This is a genomic window from Metasolibacillus fluoroglycofenilyticus, from assembly GCF_003049645.1.
Taxonomy (GTDB): Bacteria; Bacillota; Bacilli; order Bacillales_A; family Planococcaceae; genus Metasolibacillus; species Metasolibacillus fluoroglycofenilyticus.
Map to the genome: position 1 here is coordinate 143,296 of NZ_PYWK01000004.1, position 18,754 is coordinate 162,049.

The 18,754-nt window shown below is 38.1% G+C and carries 14 protein-coding genes; 1 reads left to right on the forward strand and 13 read right to left on the reverse strand.

The window, feature by feature from the left end; translation table 11 throughout:
• Positions 1–10: 10 nt before the first annotated feature.
• The 13 genes from C9J36_RS14405 to C9J36_RS14470 all read right to left on the reverse strand — a co-directional run bounded on the left by C9J36_RS14405 (position 11) and on the right by C9J36_RS14470 (position 17,407).
• Entirely contained in the window at positions 11–175 is a 165-nt protein-coding gene (locus C9J36_RS14405; RefSeq protein ID WP_107943550.1) for a CxxH/CxxC protein, read from the reverse strand.
• Between the two features lie 155 nt (positions 176–330).
• Positions 331–1,602: a S1C family serine protease gene (locus C9J36_RS14410; RefSeq protein WP_107943551.1), complete on the reverse strand. Its 1,272-nt coding sequence runs from the start codon at positions 1,600–1,602 to the stop codon at positions 331–333.
• A 341-nt stretch (positions 1,603–1,943) separates the two neighbouring features.
• Positions 1,944–2,732 carry an MBL fold metallo-hydrolase gene (locus C9J36_RS14415; protein ID WP_066168582.1) on the reverse strand — a complete coding sequence of 263 codons (789 nt, stop codon included), beginning with the start codon at positions 2,730–2,732 and terminating at the stop codon, positions 1,944–1,946.
• A 12-nt stretch (positions 2,733–2,744) separates the two neighbouring features.
• Positions 2,745–3,557, reverse strand: coding sequence for a two-component system regulatory protein YycI (locus C9J36_RS14420; protein ID WP_066168580.1), 813 nt, complete (start codon positions 3,555–3,557; stop codon positions 2,745–2,747).
• Positions 3,544–4,875, reverse strand: coding sequence for a YycH family regulatory protein (locus tag C9J36_RS14425; RefSeq protein WP_161956439.1), 1,332 nt, complete (start codon positions 4,873–4,875; stop codon positions 3,544–3,546). Before C9J36_RS14425 ends, C9J36_RS14420 begins: the two co-directional genes overlap by 14 nt.
• Complete coding sequence (walK, locus tag C9J36_RS14430; protein WP_066168574.1) at positions 4,872–6,722, reverse strand: cell wall metabolism sensor histidine kinase WalK; 1,851 nt, start codon at positions 6,720–6,722, stop codon at positions 4,872–4,874. The genes C9J36_RS14425 and walK overlap by 4 nt, the downstream gene beginning before the upstream one ends.
• Before the next feature lie 5 nt (positions 6,723–6,727).
• Positions 6,728–7,438, reverse strand: a complete 711-nt coding sequence (gene yycF / locus C9J36_RS14435; RefSeq protein ID WP_107943553.1) for a response regulator YycF — start codon at positions 7,436–7,438, stop codon at positions 6,728–6,730.
• A gap of 408 nt (positions 7,439–7,846) precedes the next feature.
• Positions 7,847–9,319 (reverse strand): M23 family metallopeptidase, encoded by a 1,473-nt coding sequence (locus C9J36_RS14440; protein WP_107943554.1) that lies wholly within the window; start codon positions 9,317–9,319, stop codon positions 7,847–7,849.
• 1,017 nt (positions 9,320–10,336) lie between these two features.
• Positions 10,337–11,695 carry a replicative DNA helicase gene (gene dnaB, locus C9J36_RS14445; protein ID WP_107943555.1) on the reverse strand — a complete coding sequence of 453 codons (1,359 nt, stop codon included), beginning with the start codon at positions 11,693–11,695 and terminating at the stop codon, positions 10,337–10,339.
• Positions 11,696–11,708: 13 nt separating this feature from the next.
• On the reverse strand, positions 11,709–12,155 hold the full coding sequence (rplI, locus tag C9J36_RS14450) for a 50S ribosomal protein L9 (protein ID WP_107943556.1): 447 nt from the start codon (positions 12,153–12,155) through the stop codon (positions 11,709–11,711).
• Entirely contained in the window at positions 12,155–14,125 is a 1,971-nt protein-coding gene (locus C9J36_RS14455) for a DHH family phosphoesterase (RefSeq protein ID WP_066168561.1), read from the reverse strand. Before C9J36_RS14455 ends, rplI begins: the two co-directional genes overlap by 1 nt.
• A 13-nt stretch (positions 14,126–14,138) precedes the next feature.
• A complete protein-coding gene (locus tag C9J36_RS14460) occupies positions 14,139–15,083 on the reverse strand; it encodes a YybS family protein (RefSeq protein WP_066168559.1) in 945 nt (314 codons plus the stop codon).
• A 776-nt stretch (positions 15,084–15,859) separates the two neighbouring features.
• On the reverse strand, positions 15,860–17,407 hold the full coding sequence (locus C9J36_RS14470; protein ID WP_107943558.1) for a bifunctional metallophosphatase/5'-nucleotidase: 1,548 nt from the start codon (positions 17,405–17,407) through the stop codon (positions 15,860–15,862).
• A 141-nt stretch (positions 17,408–17,548) separates the two neighbouring features.
• Between C9J36_RS14470 and C9J36_RS14475 the strand changes: the two genes are divergently transcribed.
• Entirely contained in the window at positions 17,549–18,643 is a 1,095-nt protein-coding gene (locus C9J36_RS14475) for a phosphate/phosphite/phosphonate ABC transporter substrate-binding protein (protein WP_107943559.1), read from the forward strand.
• Positions 18,644–18,754: the final 111 nt, after the last annotated feature.

Sequence of the window (18,754 nt, forward strand, 5' to 3'; positions counted from 1 at the left end):
TTGTGTAAAGTTATTTACTTGATACAATATATATAGCTTGCTCTTCACAGTAGTCACATTTTGTGGATAACTTTTCGTTATTATTTAGTTTATCCATAATGGGAAAATCTTCACACTCTGCTACAAACATGTCTAAGGCATGATCTATATGAGTTTCGCAGCTAAATTTTTTCATTTTTTGTCGCCTCCAATAATCTGAAATTTCCACAAACTTATACACATTCTCCACAATGTTATCCACAATCTATTGTAGCAAAGAAAAAACAAGTAGGAAAGAACGCACTTTCTTTCCTACTTGTTGTGTATGACGATGCTTGTAGTTATCCACAGTTATAGCGTTGCACTGTTGTTTAATGTTAATTGTAATTCTACAATTTCTCCTTGGCGATATACCTTTAGCTGTAATGTATCGCCAACTTCTTTTTCATTGTATAAATGCTTGCGTAGCTCGATGGCATTTTCAATTTTTTTGCCGTCCATTTCTACGATGACATCATATTGTTGCACACCTGCTGTTTCTGCTGCTGAGCCGCGCACTACGTCTGTTACAACTACACCAGTTGTGATTTCTTCTGGTATTTTTAATGTTTGTTGTTGATAGAAGGCTGGCACTTCCGTTAAATCAAGAAGTGATACCCCCATCGCTGGACGCTTTACTTCGCCATGTTGCTCTAATTCTTCGATAATTGGAATAGCTGAATTAATCGGAATTGAAAAGCCTAAGCCTTCGACAGAAGATTGGGCAATTTTCATTGAGTTAATGCCGACTAACTCACCCGCAATATTAATTAGAGCACCACCACTATTACCGGGATTGATAGCTGCGTCTGTTTGCAATACTTCCGTTTGCCAGTCTTCCTGACCGTCATTGTTTAAATCAACTGGTACTGAGCGGTCTTTTCCGGATACGATTCCTCTCGTTACAGAGCCATAAAATTCTAAGCCTAGTGGATTGCCGATTGCGATAACTGTTTCACCTTGCTTTAATGCGTCAGAGTCGCCGAATTTAGCAGTAGCAGTAACATTTTTGCTATCAATCGCAACAACTGCTAAATCTGTCCAAATATCGCTACCGACAAGCTGTGCCTCCTCTTTAGTACCGTCCGCTAAAGTTACTTCTAATTGCTGAGCGCCCTCAATGACATGATAATTCGTTACAATAAAGGCTTTATCTTCAGCAATTTTATAAATAACACCAGAGCCACTTCCTGCTTCTTGTGAAGAAACGGATTGGTTCCAAAAACTAGATACTTCTTGGATGTTTGTTATACCGACAACTGCTTCAGATACTTGCTCTACTGCGGTCGTCACATCCGATGATACTTCCGTTACAGTTTGCTGAATCTTTGTGTTACTTGAATCAGCTGTTTGATTTGCTGATTCTGTGCCAGGCAGTTGCCCTACAAGTGAGGGCAACATAAGCCATACGAGTAGCGCCCCGACAATAATACCGGATAGTCCACTCATAAAATAGCCTACTTTGCTTCCCCCATTGTTCTTTTTATTGCGCTTTTTCTGCGCCTCTAATTCTTCTCGACGTAAACGCTCTTGTAGCGGTGTTAGTTGTTCTTGTTCCGTGTTATGCTCATCGAAATTCGTCATCGAAATCTTCCTTTCGTTCATTTGTTATTATTAGCATACACATGAAACATTAAAATTAGATGAAAATTAATTAAAACTGCAATAAAAATGTTGCGTATAAAATGTCGTGCAGTGGCCGGCATTTTATACGCTTTCGGTGGTGTTTTTTTAAAATTTTACTTTGTGGAGAAGGGTTAGTGGATTTTTTTATAGTTTTAAACATTGACTTTAGCAGTATTATCTTTCAGCAAATGGGGTTTTTCGAAAGTTCAAAACATTGAATTCGGCGGTATCCTTTCCCTCTTACACCAAACAAAAACGTCAAAAAGGTCCGCTACTGCACGGCTTTTTGACGCTTCTCTTTATACAGTTACTAACTTCGTTGGCTCCTCTGCATCGGTGTCATGTAAGTGGACGAATTCACCTGTAATAATGCCACATGATTGCAATGTTTGTGAAACGCTCATGCGTGCTAAATCCTTCATATTATTGTCTTTACTTAAATGAGATAAATAAATTTGCGTTGGCTTTTCGAAAACAACCTCGCTCATTGCAACAGCTGCATCCTCATTTGAAACATGTCCCACATCGCTTAAAATTCGCCGTTTAATGCTCCATGGATAACGTCCCATTTGAAGCATACCGATATCATGATTGCTTTCAAAAACGAAAGCATCTGCTCCACGAATATGGCCTTTCATACGGTCGCTCACATAGCCCGTATCTGTCATAACAGCTAGCTTGCGCCCTTCCTCATGGAAGACATAAAACATCGGATCAGCGGCATCATGAGACACAGCAAATGACTGAATATCCAGTGTGCCGAATGATTTCATCGTCTCCATATCAAATTGGAAGCGTAAATCGGTTGGAATATTGCCTATGCTCATATCCATTGCTGCCCATGTTTTTTCATTGGCATAAATCGGAACATTATATTTTCGTGCGACAACCCCCAAACCTTTAATATGGTCGCTATGCTCATGAGTTACTAAAATACCTGATAGCTTTTTCATATCACGGTCAATTTTAGCGAAAAGCTGCTCCATTTTTTTGCCGCTTAGGCCGACATCTACTAAAAAGGCATGCTCATCATTTTCTACATAAATAGCATTACCTGTACTGCCGCTAGCTAAAACACTAAATCGCATCGTCAAAACCCCTTATTCTTCTTCCTCTACTGCTTTTACATCGAGCTGCATATCAACCACTTTTCCTTCAACCGCATTGACGAAAAATTCTTCACTTGTTCCTTCCTGCGTTTGAACACGTACTTCCCATGTCGGTGCGAATACTTGTGTTTGCGTAAATTGGAACAATGTTGAATAGCCTAGCTTCATGCTCGTAATATGTGAATTCGGCTTAATAAAATTGCGCGCATACAATACTTGAATAATTTGAATTGGTGGCAGCAAATTTTTTTGTTGCTCTAATTCTCCTAGCTGCTCAAGCATTGTTTGCTCATATTTATAAACCTCGCCTTGCTCGGTGAAATAAACTTTCACAAGACCTTTTAATGAATAGTAAAGGGTCCGGTCATTCATACGTTGAAAGTAAATTGCAGTTCCTTCCTCACGATTAATATCCCACAAGGTATAGGAAGCACCTGCATTTATATACTGTTGGATAAACTCTTGAAATCCTGATTGTTCCATATTACGTAGCTTAATAGGCTTTTGGAACGTCACAATGAGCGTATCCTCATCTTCTACTCGGTACATTTCATTTATTCCTTGCAGTGCATCTGAGGTGTTAAAAAGCTTTACTTTGCCAGATATATAGGCCGCTTTTTCGACGTTATTAGGCAAAGCTGCATACGTAATATTGTCATCCTTTAATTTAGCCTCTATATTTTTTTCCCCGAGTACCTCTACATTTTGATTTTCCTTGTAGTTCTTTACATACTGCGAATAGAGGAAAATATTCAGAATTAAAAAGACAAAGATGAATATAGATTTTGTTTTATTCCAATCCATATTCACTACCTCCTACTCGCTCCAACGTGAGACGTCCCCAGCCATTTGTCGTCAGCATAAACCAGCTTGGTTCTAACGTAAATAGTTGCGCGCCTGCATCATGCACTAAATAATAACCAATTACTAAATCCTCTATTTCCTTCAAATCCTTTTTTAAATTGGTTTGAATATGTTCAATCGTCCGTGGCCCCGATGCTAATTCTTTTGCAGCTTTGTCATCAGGAATAATCATATCAAGCACATAATAAGGTCTGCGATAACGGAAAATACGATTATCTCCCCATGTTGTAGAAATACGTGTTGTAGTCGTATCACTATAAACAGGAAGGTCTTTGAAAAACATTTGATAGTCGATTATATGCTTTTGATAATTCATTGCTGCAAAACGGTAATCGGCAGTAATTCCACCATGCTCATTCAGAAAATCTAAGCTGTCCTTTAGTAAAACAGATGCTGCAATTGGTGAGATGCTTTCAGCTGCAGGATAAACATAGTGAACTGATTGCGTTAGTGTATCTAATGTCATAAGTGACATGGCATCCGTATATTTTTCAGAGTATGCACTTTCTATATTGCGTTGCACGATATTTGGGTCTGTAAATAATATTTTTTTTAATCGCTCGGATGAAATTGATTCTACCAAATACGTGTATGGAACAATCTCTGTCGGATTCATTAAAACATATAATGATGTTGCGCCAGGGCGCTCTATTTCCATGTAGCTGTCCAATATTACTGCACGATCAATAATATTTCTCTTAAAGTTTATTTTATCAGGTACCCTCACAAAAGAGCGATGCAATGTACGATTGTCTGTGTTGATAAATAAAAACTGCAATTGATCTGTTATCGCAAGACTGCTCCAATCAATAATGACACGGTCAAAGGTCATTTCAGGTATGTCTTCTTTATCATGGAATGGCAAAATAGAAGCGAATGTAGGCATAGGTATATCCGCTTGGAAAAATAATGTCATGCGATTTGGAGCTCTTAGCATTTCATTTAGTTTTTCTTCTGCTAAATTATGATTAATTAACGTTAAATCATTTGCTTCCATCTGAGAAAGCTCACTCATCAACGTATCAATCACTGCACTAGATGTAGTTCCTGTGAAATTTTCCTCACCTTTAAATAGTAAACGATATGGCTTTATTACTTTATTAAGTGCTTTTTGTTCTCCAAGAGTTACATGCTCAACCTGTATATCCTCTATTGTTTGATACTTCGGTTTATAGCTCCATGTTAAAAAAGTTAATGTCATACTAAGTGCGATGAGTAGGAATAGGATAACTGATTTTATATGCTCAATATATTTCACTCCCATTCCTCCTCTTCATTTAATTCACATGGTAGTGTGAAGAAAATAGTTGTACCCTTGCCTTCCTCGCTCTCTGCCCAAATTCTCCCGCCGTGTGCCGCTATCATATCCTTCGCAATAGCAAGCCCCAAGCCTGTGCCCCCCATTGAGCGAGCACGTGCACGGTCTACACGATAGAAGCGTTCAAAAATGCGCGTTAAATTTTCTTTGGGAATACCCATTCCATCGTCGGAAACCATAACTGTAAGTATATTATCATGCACGGTAAAACCAAAACGAATATTTCCGCCATCTGGAGAATACTTCAAAGCATTGGAAATAATATTATCAATTACTTGTGTTAATTTATCGGTGTCAATTTCTACAAAATAGCTTGTTTTCGGCAATAGGCGCACAAATGTAACGTTTTGAGATTTTGACATTTCAAAACGATCGATAATGCGATGTAAAAACTTATTAAACTCTACAAATTCCTTTTTTAAATCATAGTCTTGACTATCCATTCTAGAAAGCTGCAATAAATCATTGACTAAACGAATCATACGCTCTGTTTCCGTTTGCGTTACATTTAAAAATGTTGGTGCGATATTTTCATCGCGCCATGCACCGTCTGCAAGCGCCTCTAAATAGCTTCGCATCGTCGTCAATGGCGTGCGTAGTTCATGCGAAACATTCGATACAAATTCGCGTCGCTCCATATCTATTTTTTCTTGCTCCGTAATATCGTGTAATACGGTAATTAACCCGTTGACAAAGCCCGTTTCCTTTTGAATAACCGAGAAATTAGCACGCAAAATATAAGGTGCCTCCTGTGTGCTAAAATTTAGATTCAGCGGCTCCTTCATATGAATTAAATCTTCAAAGCTGTAATTTTGGTCTAAGCCCAGCACTGACGCAATCGGTCGATTCAACATCGCCTCACTCGTAACATGTAATAAATTCAATGCCGGTTCATTAATTAAAATTACTTTCCCCTTACGATCTGTGGCAATAACACCATCTGTCATATTACTAAGTACGGTTGCAAGCTTACGACGTTCTGCCTCAGTTGTAGATTGCGCCTCCTGCAAGCGATTCGTTAAGTGATTGAAGGCAATAGCGAGCTGACCAATTTCATCCGTACCGTAAACACGAACTTTGCGCGAGAAATTCCCCTTCGCCATCGCCTGTGCCTGCTTACGCATATCAGAAATCGGGCGCGTAATTGTACGAGCAATTAAAATTCCCAATATAACTGTAATAATAAGGGACATTGCCGTTCCCGCTGCAAAAATACGATTTATATCACTCATTTGTTCAAACACTTTTTCAATATTTGATTCAATATAAATCATACCGATTACTTCGCCATCAGGTCCTACCGTATCTAAAACAGGTTTGGCTAACACCCAAATACGCTTACTTGTTTTGTTATCATAGTAAATCATATCTATCAATGTTTCGGCAGCCATTGCTTTACGTACAAGCTCGTCAGTGGAGGGTTGCCCAACAATCGATTGGTTATTGCTTTCTGATGTTGCTAATATTCGATTGCGATGGTCAATTACGCGAATTTCCTTAATATCGCGTGATGAAATATCACCAGTGGAAAATTCACGCAATAAGGAGCTTAAGCTTTCCTCTAATTGTGGTGATGTATCATTGCGTTCACGTAAAATTTCTTCACGAATGCTATATTGAACAAGGTCAATACGCTGAAAAATCGATTCCTGAAAGCTTGTTTTTAAGTTTTGCTCTAGCTCTCTTGAAAAGTACAGCCCGATAATTTGCAAAGCAATAATAATTAATAAAATATAAATTAAAACAAGCTTTACGTGAATAGATTTAAAAAAACCTACTTTTTGCATTTTTTTTACTCCTGTTCAGGATTTCGTAAATAATAGCCTACCCCTCGACGTGTCACAATCCATGTAGGATGGCTAGGATTGTCCTCAATTTTCTCACGTAGTCGGCGAATCGTTACATCCACTGTTCGCACATCTCCAAAATAATCATAGCCCCATACCGTTTGCAATAAATGCTCACGTGTCATTACTTGCCCAATATGCTTCGCTAAATAGTGAAGCAATTCAAATTCACGATGTGTTAACTCAATTGCTTCATCGCGCTTCAATACTAAGTAAGCATCTGGCTGAATCGTTAAAGAACCTACAACGATGTTGTTCGTTTCCTCTACAGATTCCTCCGCTTGTGCAATTACATTTAGACGTCGCATATTCGCTTTTACACGTGCAATTAGCTCTCTTGTGCTAAATGGCTTCGTCACATAATCATCCGCACCCATCTCAAGACCAAGCACTTTATCAATTTCCGAGCCTTTTGCTGTTAACATAATGATAGGGAAATTATATTTCTTTCGCACCTCTCGGCAAACTTCCATCCCATCACGCTTTGGTAGCATAATATCTAAAAGCATTAAATCCGGCTGCTCTTCCTCGACCTTTTGCAGCGCCTCATCACCATCATAGGCACAAATAACGCGGTACCCCTCTTTAATTAAGTTAAATTGCAAAATATCTGCAATCGGCTTTTCATCATCTACAACTAAAATTGTTTTTTCCATCTATATCGTCCTTTCACTTTTGGAATGTTCATTTATCCCGTATTAACAGGCTGTGAGACCCCCACTTCAAAACAGCAGGTAAAACCAAGGTGTTAAAGTGGGGAATCCAACAGCCTGTAAAAACCCGACTGGTGAAACTACCAATCAGTGGGGATAAGGCCCCCACTGATTGAAGACTCACTTTATCTATATTTACGATTCTAATATTCAAAATAGTATATAGGAAGGTTTCTAAAAAAACTCCTTCATTTTACTGTACCATGCTTTGCGATTTCGCGCATTAAACAGATATTTCATTTTGAAAATTGCCCAAAATTATTTCCCGAGAAATAATTGATTTTGTCGAAAAATAATAGCATTGTAACTATAATAAAAAAACTGTAGGAATTTGATTTCCTACAGTTTTTATTATTTTAAATATGATAATGGATTGACTACTGAGCCATTTTGATGCACTTCAAAATGCAAATGTGTGCCTGTTGAGTTACCTGTTGAGCCCATAATACCAATTGATGAGCCTTGTGCAACAACTTGTCCAACTGTTACATCAATTTGTGAAAGATGTGCATAAACTGTTTCATAGCCATTATTATGATTAATCACAATTTTATTGCCATATGTGCCGTCCCAGCCTGTAAATGTTACAACACCATTATCAGATGCTTTTATTGTATAGTTAGATGGGCGTGCGATATCAATACCACGGTGGAATTCCCCCCAACGACTGCCCATATGACTAGAAATATAGCCGCCGTTTGTAGGCCATGCAAATGTGCCTGTACCGCGTGATGGGATTACCTTTGTACCTACAACTACAACACGACTCGAAGGCTCCGAAATAACGTTTTCATCTTTAACAGCGCGCTCTGTGCGTCTACCATTTTCCGTAGTAATTAAGTAGGTTACCTCTTTTTTACCATCTGCACCTTCTTGCTTCACTACTTTTTCACCTTTAAGCATTGTTTCATCTTCTTCAACAATTTTAGCATGGTCGATTGCTTCTACTTTGAATTTTTCTTCAACAATTTTTACTGTAACAAATGGCTTATTAACCGTCACATTTAATTCTTGACCAATTTGTAAAACAGTCGATGTATCAATTCCTGGATTAAGCTCCATTAGCTCAGCAATTGTTAGGCTGTGCTCCTTTGCAATAGAGCCTAATACATCACCCGACTCAATGACATATTTTTGTTGTTCAAGCATTCCTGTTTGTAAAAGCTGAACTGCTTCATCAACATTTAAAATTTCATTTGGTGTTACTTTCGTTTCCTCACCATTTATTTCAGCAGATAAAGAAATTTCTACTATACGTGTTTCATCATCCTGTAAAGCGGGTAATTGAGCAGTAGTAGGCTGATTAAGTGCTTCTAGCTCCCCTTCAGATACATATTGAAGCTTTAATTGCTTCTGTACTTGTTCAAGAGCTTCTGCACTTTCTACGTAAGCGATTGTTTCTCCATCAACAACCAATGAATGAGCGTCTGCTTCTACAACTAAAGCAGCCTCTAGCTTTGCTAATGTTTCTCCATCATTAGCATTTGCTTCAAACACCTGCTCTGGGATGATTTCAATATTGGAATGTGCATCAATCGCTATTCCAACATATTGTCTACTTGCTTGCTGTTCTTTTTTAGCAAGCAGCTCTTCAACTGCTTGAGGATTTGAGACAGCGCCTATGTAATCTTTATTTGCATATATATGATATATCTTACTAAATGTAGCATTTGCCTCGGCTTCTTTAATAAAACCAAAGGGTATCACTAATGTAGAAAGCAATAAAGCGGTTACTGCTACTTTTTTAATTTTTGTAGATGGTTTTTTTACTAGGCTATTTAGCTGTCTATGAGCGTCTTTTGCTGTATTCCATTTCGAACTCATTGTAAAGCCCCTTCCAAAATCTCTCCTAAATACATATAGGACTATTTTCAGTGTAAAATCACACTTTTACACTTTAACATACTTTTTAGTCCATTTGAACTGTTTAGTTATTTTGTAATGAAACTGTATTATTTCGAAAACTTTGTTACATTCCAATTATACGGAGTTGCCCCAAAATCAGGGCTTTACCTATTTTTTGGGGACATTATTAATAATGTTCGAGCAAAGATATCATTAGATAAAATAAGAGGAAGGAGTTGTCCGAAAAGTCCATTTTGTTTTGACACCGCATTGAAATAAATGTTTTCATCGCTTCCCTTTTACAGAGGGATAACACTGATAAAACCAATGTTCATCCCATTTTTAAAAGAGGCGTTTTCTGTTTATATGAATCAACATTTTGTGAAACATCATCGCTACTGTCCAAAATGCTGGCTATACACGGCTTTTTGGACAGCCCCATTGACTTTAGCAGACTTTATTTGAAGTTAAAGTAAGAAGTGAAAATCAATTTTTCAATGCACTTGTAGAGCGAGGTTGCTTTTGGAATAGGGCACAGAAAAAAGCCGATTTGCTACAAAACTTTTGTGATACAAATCGACTTTTTAAATTGCTAAACTTTATAAAAAAGTAGGAGTTTCATAATATAAATTAGCAGGTGTATTGATTATCCTTTATTTTACAAAAAGAGCCTAGGAAATTTGTTGATTTCCGTTGTGGGGGACGCTTTCTGTAGGCACGGCTTCAACTAATTTATTTCGGTTGTCACCAAAATAAATGGATTTTCAGCGTGAGGCCAACAGGATGTTGGTAATGGAGGCGTTGCCGCAGGACGAGGCGGTTTTAGCCTCCCTATACTTTGTCCTGCTGGAAGGCTTTGCTTTGCGATGAGTAATCGCAGGAGCACTCGCCCTCTGCACTCCAATCAACAAGTAAATCCTTTATTAACAGTGCATTCTCTACCTTAAAACACACGCATTAATATTCAATATTTTCATAATCAACACGCCTGATAAATTAGTATTCTGGAGGTGCTTCATATTGCGACCAGTCCACATTGAGGAATTTATTGAATTCCTTTTTAAATGCTAGTGTCACCGTTCCGGTTGGACCGTTACGTTGCTTTGCGATAATAATTTCAATCATATTTTTACTTTCAGATTCTCGGTCATAGTAGTCGTCACGATAAAGGAATGCGACAATATCAGCGTCTTGCTCAATCGAACCAGATTCACGTAAGTCACTCATCATTGGTCGCTTATCTTGACGTTGCTCTACACCACGAGATAGCTGTGATAATGCAATGACAGGAACCTTTAATTCACGCGCAAGCCCCTTTAAAGAACGTGATATCTCCGATACTTCCTGTTGACGGTTTTCTCCTGGACGCCCACTACCTTGGATAAGCTGTAAATAGTCGATTAAAATCATACCAAGCCCATGCTCCTGAGCTAAACGGCGACATTTCGCACGAATTTCATTAATGCGTACACCCGGTGTATCATCAATAAAAATACCAGAGCTCGAAAGGCTACCCATCGCCATTGTAAGCTTACCCCAATCCTCTGCTGAAAGTGCACCTGTACGCAATGCCTGTGCATCGATATTTCCCTCTGCACAAAGCATACGCATAACGAGCTGATCTGCCCCCATCTCTAAGGAGAAGATTGCTACATTTTCGCGTGCCTGTACCGCGACACTTTGTGCGACATTTAATGCAAAGGCAGTTTTCCCTACAGATGGACGTGCCGCTACGATTATTAAGTCATTACGTTGGAATCCGGCTGTAATATTATCTAAATCACGGAAGCCTGTTGGGATACCTGTTACATCGCCTTGTCTTGACTGCAATTTCTCTATATTATCAAATGTGTCGACAAGAACATCCTTTACATGTTTAAAGTCACCCGCATTTTTTCGGTTGGCTACTTCCATCATTTTTTTCTCAGCTTCAGCTAATAATGCTTCTACCTCATCTTCACGCGTATAGCCATCCTGCACGATTTTCGTTGCCACACTAATTAAACGACGCAACAATGCCTTCTCTTCTACGATTTTTGCATAATGTGCGATATTCGCAGCAGTTGGTACGGCATTCGCTAGCTCAGAAATATACGATAGACCACCGACATCCTCTAGCTCTTTTTTTACGGAAAGCTCCTCTGTAACAGTAACGACATCTATCGCCTTTCCTTGATCGCTTAATGTCAGCATTGTTTGGAAAATAATTTGATGTGCACGACGATAAAAATCTTCCGGTATTAAAATTTCGGATGCTGTAATCAGTGCTTGCGGCTCGAGAAATATCGCACCAATAACCGATTGCTCTGCCTCATGATTATGCGGCGGTACACGGTCTATCATAGATTCGTTCATCTAACTGCTCTCCTTATTCAGCAATAACATGTACTTTCAATGTAGCCTTTACTTCTTGGTGAAGCTTTACTGGTATATTCGTATAACCTAAAGAGCGAATACCGTCGTTGCACTCCATTTTTCGTTTATCAATTTTAATATTATGTGCTTTCTGCAATTCATCTGCAATTTGCTTTGTTGATACAGAACCGAAAAGGCGTCCGCCTTCTCCTGACTTCGCTTTAATTACTACTTCCAATGCTTCGATTTTATCTTTCAAATCTTTTGCTGCTTGTAGCTCCGCAGCTGCATTTTTTTCTTCCAATCTTTTTTGACCTTCTAATTGGCTTAATGCTTGATTGTTAGCCTCTACTGCATAACCATTTTTAATTAAAAAGTTTTGTGCATAGCCATCTGCTACATTTTTAATTTCACCTTTTTTTCCTTTACCTTTTACATCCTTTAAAAATACAACTTTCATTATTCATTACTCCCTTCCATTACTTCTGCAATAGCATCCATTAAATAATTTCTTACTTCATCTATTGAATGTGCCTCCACTTGCGCTGCCGCATTCGTTAAATGTCCTCCGCCACCAAGCTTTTCCATAACGAGCTGGACATTCGTTTCACCTAATGACCTAGCGCTTATTCCGATTAAGCCATCTGCTCGGTGTGCAATCACAAAGGAAGCTGATACATCTTTCATTGTCAATAAAATATCTGCTGTTTGAGCGATAATTACCGAATCATAAACACGCCCATCTTCCCCGTTAGCAATTGCAATGCCCGGAAAGGCGAATTTAACTGTTTGCACGATTTTTGAGCGTTCGATATACGTATCGACGTCCTCTTTTAATAGCTGCTGCACTAAAATAGTATCGGCTCCATGTGTCCTTAAATAAGAGGCCGCCTCAAATGTTCGTGCACCCGTTCGTAGCGTAAAGCTTTTCGTATCAACAATAATGCCAGATAATAACGCCGTTGCCTCTAATGGGGTAATCTTCTCGTTTTTTGGCTGGTACTCTAGCAGCTCTGTTACAAGCTCGGCTGTCGAAGATGCATATGGCTCCATGTAAACAAGTGTCGGATTCGTCACAAACTCCTCCCCTCGACGGTGATGGTCTATGACAATGACTTTATCTACTTTATTAAATAGGCGTTCATCAATAGTTAAGCTCGGCTTATGTGTGTCAACAATAACTAATAATGATTTTGGTGTCATTTTAGCTAATGCTTCCTCTGGCGAAATAAAATGTTGATAAAAATCAGACTTATCAGCGATTTCCGTCATGAGTCGCTGCACACTGCCATATAAATCATCAAAATTAACGACAATATAGCCATCAATTTTATTCATTTGCGCCATTTTGCGTACACCAATTGCCGCACCAATTGCATCCATATCAGGTTGCTTATGTCCCATAATGAATACTTGGTCACTTTCTTGGATTAAATCCCTTAGCGCATGTGAAATAACACGAGCTCTTACACGTGTGCGCTTTTCAACAGGGTTCGTTTTCCCTCCATAGAAACGCAATTTTCCACTTGGCTGTTTGATTGCTACTTGGTCGCCACCTCGCCCTAATACTAAGTCTAAGCTAGACTGTGCTAGCTCTCCTAATTCGACCAATGAGGAGGAACCTGCACCAACACCAATACTAAGTGTTAGCGACATGTTTTTTTGCAAGGTACGCTCTCTAATCGTATCTAAAATCGCAAATTTCTTTACTTCAAGCTCAGATAAAATAGATTCATTTAGCACGGCTAAAAAACGATCAGAAGATACCCGTTTCACATAAATTCCATAATTTGCTGCCCATTCATTAACAATCGATGTAACCATTGTATTTGTTAAGCTACGCGTTTGGTCATCCATTGCCTGTGTTAGCTCATCATAGTTGTCGATAAATAAAACAGCAATAACTGTGCGATCCGCAAAATATTGTGTTTCAATCTCTACTTGCTCTGTCACATCAAAGAAATACAATAGCTTTTCTGTTTCTTTATAGTAGGTTCGATATTTACGTTCATCAATTGTCACCGTCAGCTCTCGCTTCTCCTCTGGCTGCATAATGCTATACAGCTCCTCAGAAATCGTAAACAGCTCTTCCCCAATTAATGAATCTCTGTTCAAAATATTTAGCATAAATGGATTTGCCCATTCGATATTGTAATCCTTATTAATAAGTACAATCCCTATCGGCAATTCCAAAAAGGCTTCCTCTCCCACCTTTTTCATTCGAAAGGAAAGCTTTTCAATATGCTTTTCTGTCTCAATATACGCTGTCTTTTCCATTTTCCAAACGTAAAATAGTCCGCCTAGTGCTACTAAAATATAGGCAAGCGCTACCCACACATTCCATAAAAATAATAAGATAGCTGCCACTAGCACTAACAAAGATATAAGAAAAAGCGGATAGCGAATTAATCGTTTTCTAAACATATCCATTGTCAACAGCTCCTTATTTTTTCTGGATTTTATCCTTCATATACTCACGTATATTAAAGCCCAAATCGATAATACCGAGCAAAATAATAAATGAATAGAGCGGCAATGCAATCAGCACAACTAGACCTTTTAAAAAGCCCGGCGATTTGTATTCATCTAATAGGAAAAAGATAAACGATAAACCTTGCAGCGTTAATAGTAACCACAGTACAACAGAGGCATTAAGTACAGCAACATATAAAAATGTTCCTACTTCTGGTTGCACAAATAAATTAATAGAAAGAACGATTAAGTAATACCACAGCACAGCTCTTGGCAAACGCATCATTTTAAAGGATGCAAATTTCGGTACATCAATCCCAAAGCGCTTTAATAGCGGCAAGTTGATGGATATGAGTACAAATGCCAATATAAAAGCGGACAGTATGATTGTAGATGGTAATGCTGCCTCCATCATTCGAAATACTTCCTCTAGATTTTCAGTTGTAAGCGATTGTTGCATTGGAAGCTGTTCCGCAAGTTTTAGTGATTGCTCATAGCTTGCTTTTGCCATATTCATTGATTCTTTTATAAAATCTGTTTCAAAAAATTTAACTAATACTACATATTGAAGAGCAAAGGTAAATAATAAAGCTGTTCCTGTAGACATAAACAAATATATTTTGCTTTTTTTCGTTCGAATCGCATCCCCTATTACAAAGCCTACGATTACAAAGACAAGGGCTAAAAGCAGTATCATAATACCACCAAATAATGTTGCTACGAGGGTTGCAGCAATTACAACAATTACAGAGTCCTTCCTATCGTGAAGAGCTGTAAACCATGCTATTGGTAATAAAGCAAATACCATTGCTACAATATTGACGACGGGTACGTAAAAAGCAAGTAGTATAATAATTGTAAATAATGCAACAGCCATACTTCCTTGCACTAATTTTTTCGTTTGATTATTCGGCATGAAGAACCTTCCTTCTATCATCAAAACTTTTGCATATTAAATAAGTATGTAAGTAAAGACGCTAACTATTAGCGTTCCACTTTCTCATTATTCTATTGTATCATTTTTTTATGCTACAAACAAAGTACGAAAACGAACGTGTGATTGGTTTAAAAAGAAATATTAATGGAATATTCTAATTTTTACACACTAAATAGAGATGTGAAATTCCGTAATTAGAAGTAATAAAATAGTTAATTATTCCAGAGATTTGTTGGTTGTTATGAAGCAATACAAGCAGCGATTTGAAGTTATCTAGAAGATTTTATAAAGAATCAAAAGCATGTATAAACAGCAGCTGCCATTCTAATATAAAGTGGATTAACAAGTAGAGTTGAACCAAAAAACTCCGTCTCTTTTTGAGGCGAAGTTTTTTAATTTTTACATAGGGAGATTTAATCAAATGAAAGTCGAAAAGAATATGTACAAAATAGGAAAATTTACTTTATTAAATATCAGCTATATTAACAGCGATAAGCCAAGTATTCTATGCAAATTGTGTACAAGTAATCCACCCATTTTTATTTACAGACATTAGTTTTTTATAACGTCTGTATACTTTCAATGCTTTGCCTTTTAGCAAAATGTTACCTTTCAATGGCGACATGCATACAATGTAGCCATTGCTTCTATCATGATGGAAAAACACAGCCCACTTCCAATACCTATTGCTGCGGATAGCCTTTTCTCTCTTTTTGTTGTTCATTTTTGAAGCATCTGTAAAGCCTCCTTCATGGTTAATTACGATAAATCATACGCATATTCGTCATCGGTTTCGCTTCCACCGTGTCGTGCTTTGTAAAATAGTCCGCAAGTAACTCCGTCATATCCGTTTGGATATCTTTGACAACCGGACACGTTTTAAAATAATCAAAATTTCCTGCACCTGTCGCTCGGTAACTATTCATCACAACATGATAGTGTTGACTCAATTGCAGTGGCTGACCTTGGAAAAACACAGAAACAACACGTTGACCAGCAGGCTTTGTTAAATCAATTGTGTAGTCGATGCCACTCCACAAATCATAATTATATGGCTGCTCCTTAGGATATTTAAATGCTTCACTAATAGTAGGCTTGTCATTTTCCATTGTAAAATAAGTAGCGGATTGCTCTAATGCCGCGACGATATACCTGCCTTCAACGGATAATACCTTCAACGTATTTGGATAAATATAGTTTGTGACAATATCGCGCATCGTTACATCATTTTGAAAGCCTGCACATGTATCATTAAAAATCGAGGCGCAAGAAATCGAAGCACCCGTTACTTCCATTTGCACCCGATTAACCAATTCCACATAAGAGTGTCCCTTAAGACGCGCTTCAAATGTGTCATGGATAGCTAAACTCCCTGTGATTTTGCCAATGCGCTGATCCAGCCATTTCTCCGTTTTTTCATATAAAGGGGTAATGATATTTTCAATCTCTACATTTAATGGAATCGTTTCATCCAAATAAATTAGGCTAGGTGATGTGCGCTGTAAAATGCCTTCATTATTGAATAGCAACTCCACTTTGCCAAGGCAAATCCCTTTCGTTCCTGATTGTACAACAGCTTTTCCAAATAAATGTAACGCTAACTCCCTGTGCTGGTGTCCAGTAATGACAACATCTACTCCTTCTATTTCTTGACAAAGCTGATAGCCAATATTTTCTCGTGATTCCTCTAACCGTTCACCTGTCTGTAAATCTGCTTCAAAGCCACCATGATACGCGACAATCATCACGTCTATTGCAAATTTTTCACGTAGATTAGCGATCTCCTGTTGAGCCGACGTAAAAGCATCCTCAAAAATAAGCCCTGCAATATGTGCTGGTGCTTCCCAATAAGGCACAAATTGTGTCGTAACCCCAACAACAGCAATCTTTATCCCTTCAATCTCCTTAATCATAGAAGGCTGTGTAAAGTAATGTCCCCTCTCATCTTTAATATTTGCTGCAAGCCACGGAAATTGGGATTGCTCGATGATGGTCTTAACCGTATGTAAACCATAATTAAATTCATGATTGCCAAAAATTGCGGCATCATATTGCATTGCATTTGCTACTTTTATCATTTGGTTATGGTAATGTGGATCAACTTTTTGTTCATAATAAGTCATTGGACTGCCTTGTATAAAATCACCGTTATCAATTAATAATACCGCACTCCGTTTACGCTCCTCTTCGATAATTGTCATGAGCTTCCCTAGTCCCATTGGTAACACCGACTTGTTTGAAAAGTCTGTCGGCATCACATAACCATGAATATCGCTTGTCACCAAAACAGAAATCTTTTTCATACAAACACCTCATTTCTTAATTAGCTACATTTTAATCTTATCTTCCACTTTTTGAAAATTTAAATCTTTGTAATTCCTTAATATCTTATTTACATTCATCTTTTATAATCGAGTGGCACAACAATTTTAGGAGGAAAATTTATGAAAAAAATGTTTTGGTTGGTATGTTTGCTCGCAATCAGTATGATACTTGTTGCTTGTAATGGCAATGAAGGGGATGAATCGTCTACAACAGATGATGCCAATACAAATGCTTCTTCAACAGATAATACACAGGCAACAGAAGCAACTGCAACAAAATTGGAAAAGCTATCAATTGCTTTCGTACCATCACGTGACCCACAAGAAATTATTACTGCTACAGAGCCGTTAAAAGAATTGTTAACAGCAGAGCTTGCTACATTAGGCTATGACGTTGATAAGGTAGACATTACAGTAGGTACAAATTATGAAGCTGTCGGAGAGGCATTATCTGCAGGTACAACAGATATTGGCTTAATTCCTGGTGGTACATATGTGCTGTATGATGATGGCGCTGAAGTCATTTTAACTGCAACACGCTCTGGCTTAAACAATAATTCGGACGATCCAACAGAGTGGAACAATAATAAGCCAACAACAGCAACAGCCGATCAAGCAACATCTTATCGCGCATTATTAATAGCTGGTCCATCAGCTAAAGGACGAGAGCTAGCTACAAAAGTCAACAATGGCGAGGACTTAACATTCGAGGACTTAAATGGTGCAAATTGGAATGTCATGTCTTCCTCATCACCTGCTGGCTATATCTATCCAGCGCTATGGTTAAATGAAAAGTTTGAAAAGACCATTACGGATTTATCCAAAGTTGTACAAGCGGATTCTTATGGTAATGCCTTTGGTCGTCTAGCTGCTGGTCAAACAGATGTACTTGTCACATATGCAGATGCCCGTCGTGATTTTGAGGATGTATGGACAACGGACTTTGAACGTTCTACAAGCATTTGGGATGAGACAGATGTACTGGGTGTTATGCCGGCAATTTATAACGATACGATTAGCGTGAGTAAACATTCCAAAATTATGGATGACAAATTAAAGGCTGCGTTGCAACAAGCATTTATTAATATTGCTAACTCAGATGCTGGTAAAGAAGTTATCTCTATTTACAGTCATGAAGGCTATCAAATCGCAAAAGACTCTGACTATGATAATGAACGTAAAGCACAGCAATTAGTCCAACAATTAAGCAATTAATGATGTCACAATAGCGGAGTTGTCCGAAAAGTCTATTTTTTTGACACCACATTGAAATAAATATTTTTATCGCTTCCCTTTTACTGAAGGATAACGCTGCTAAAGCCAATG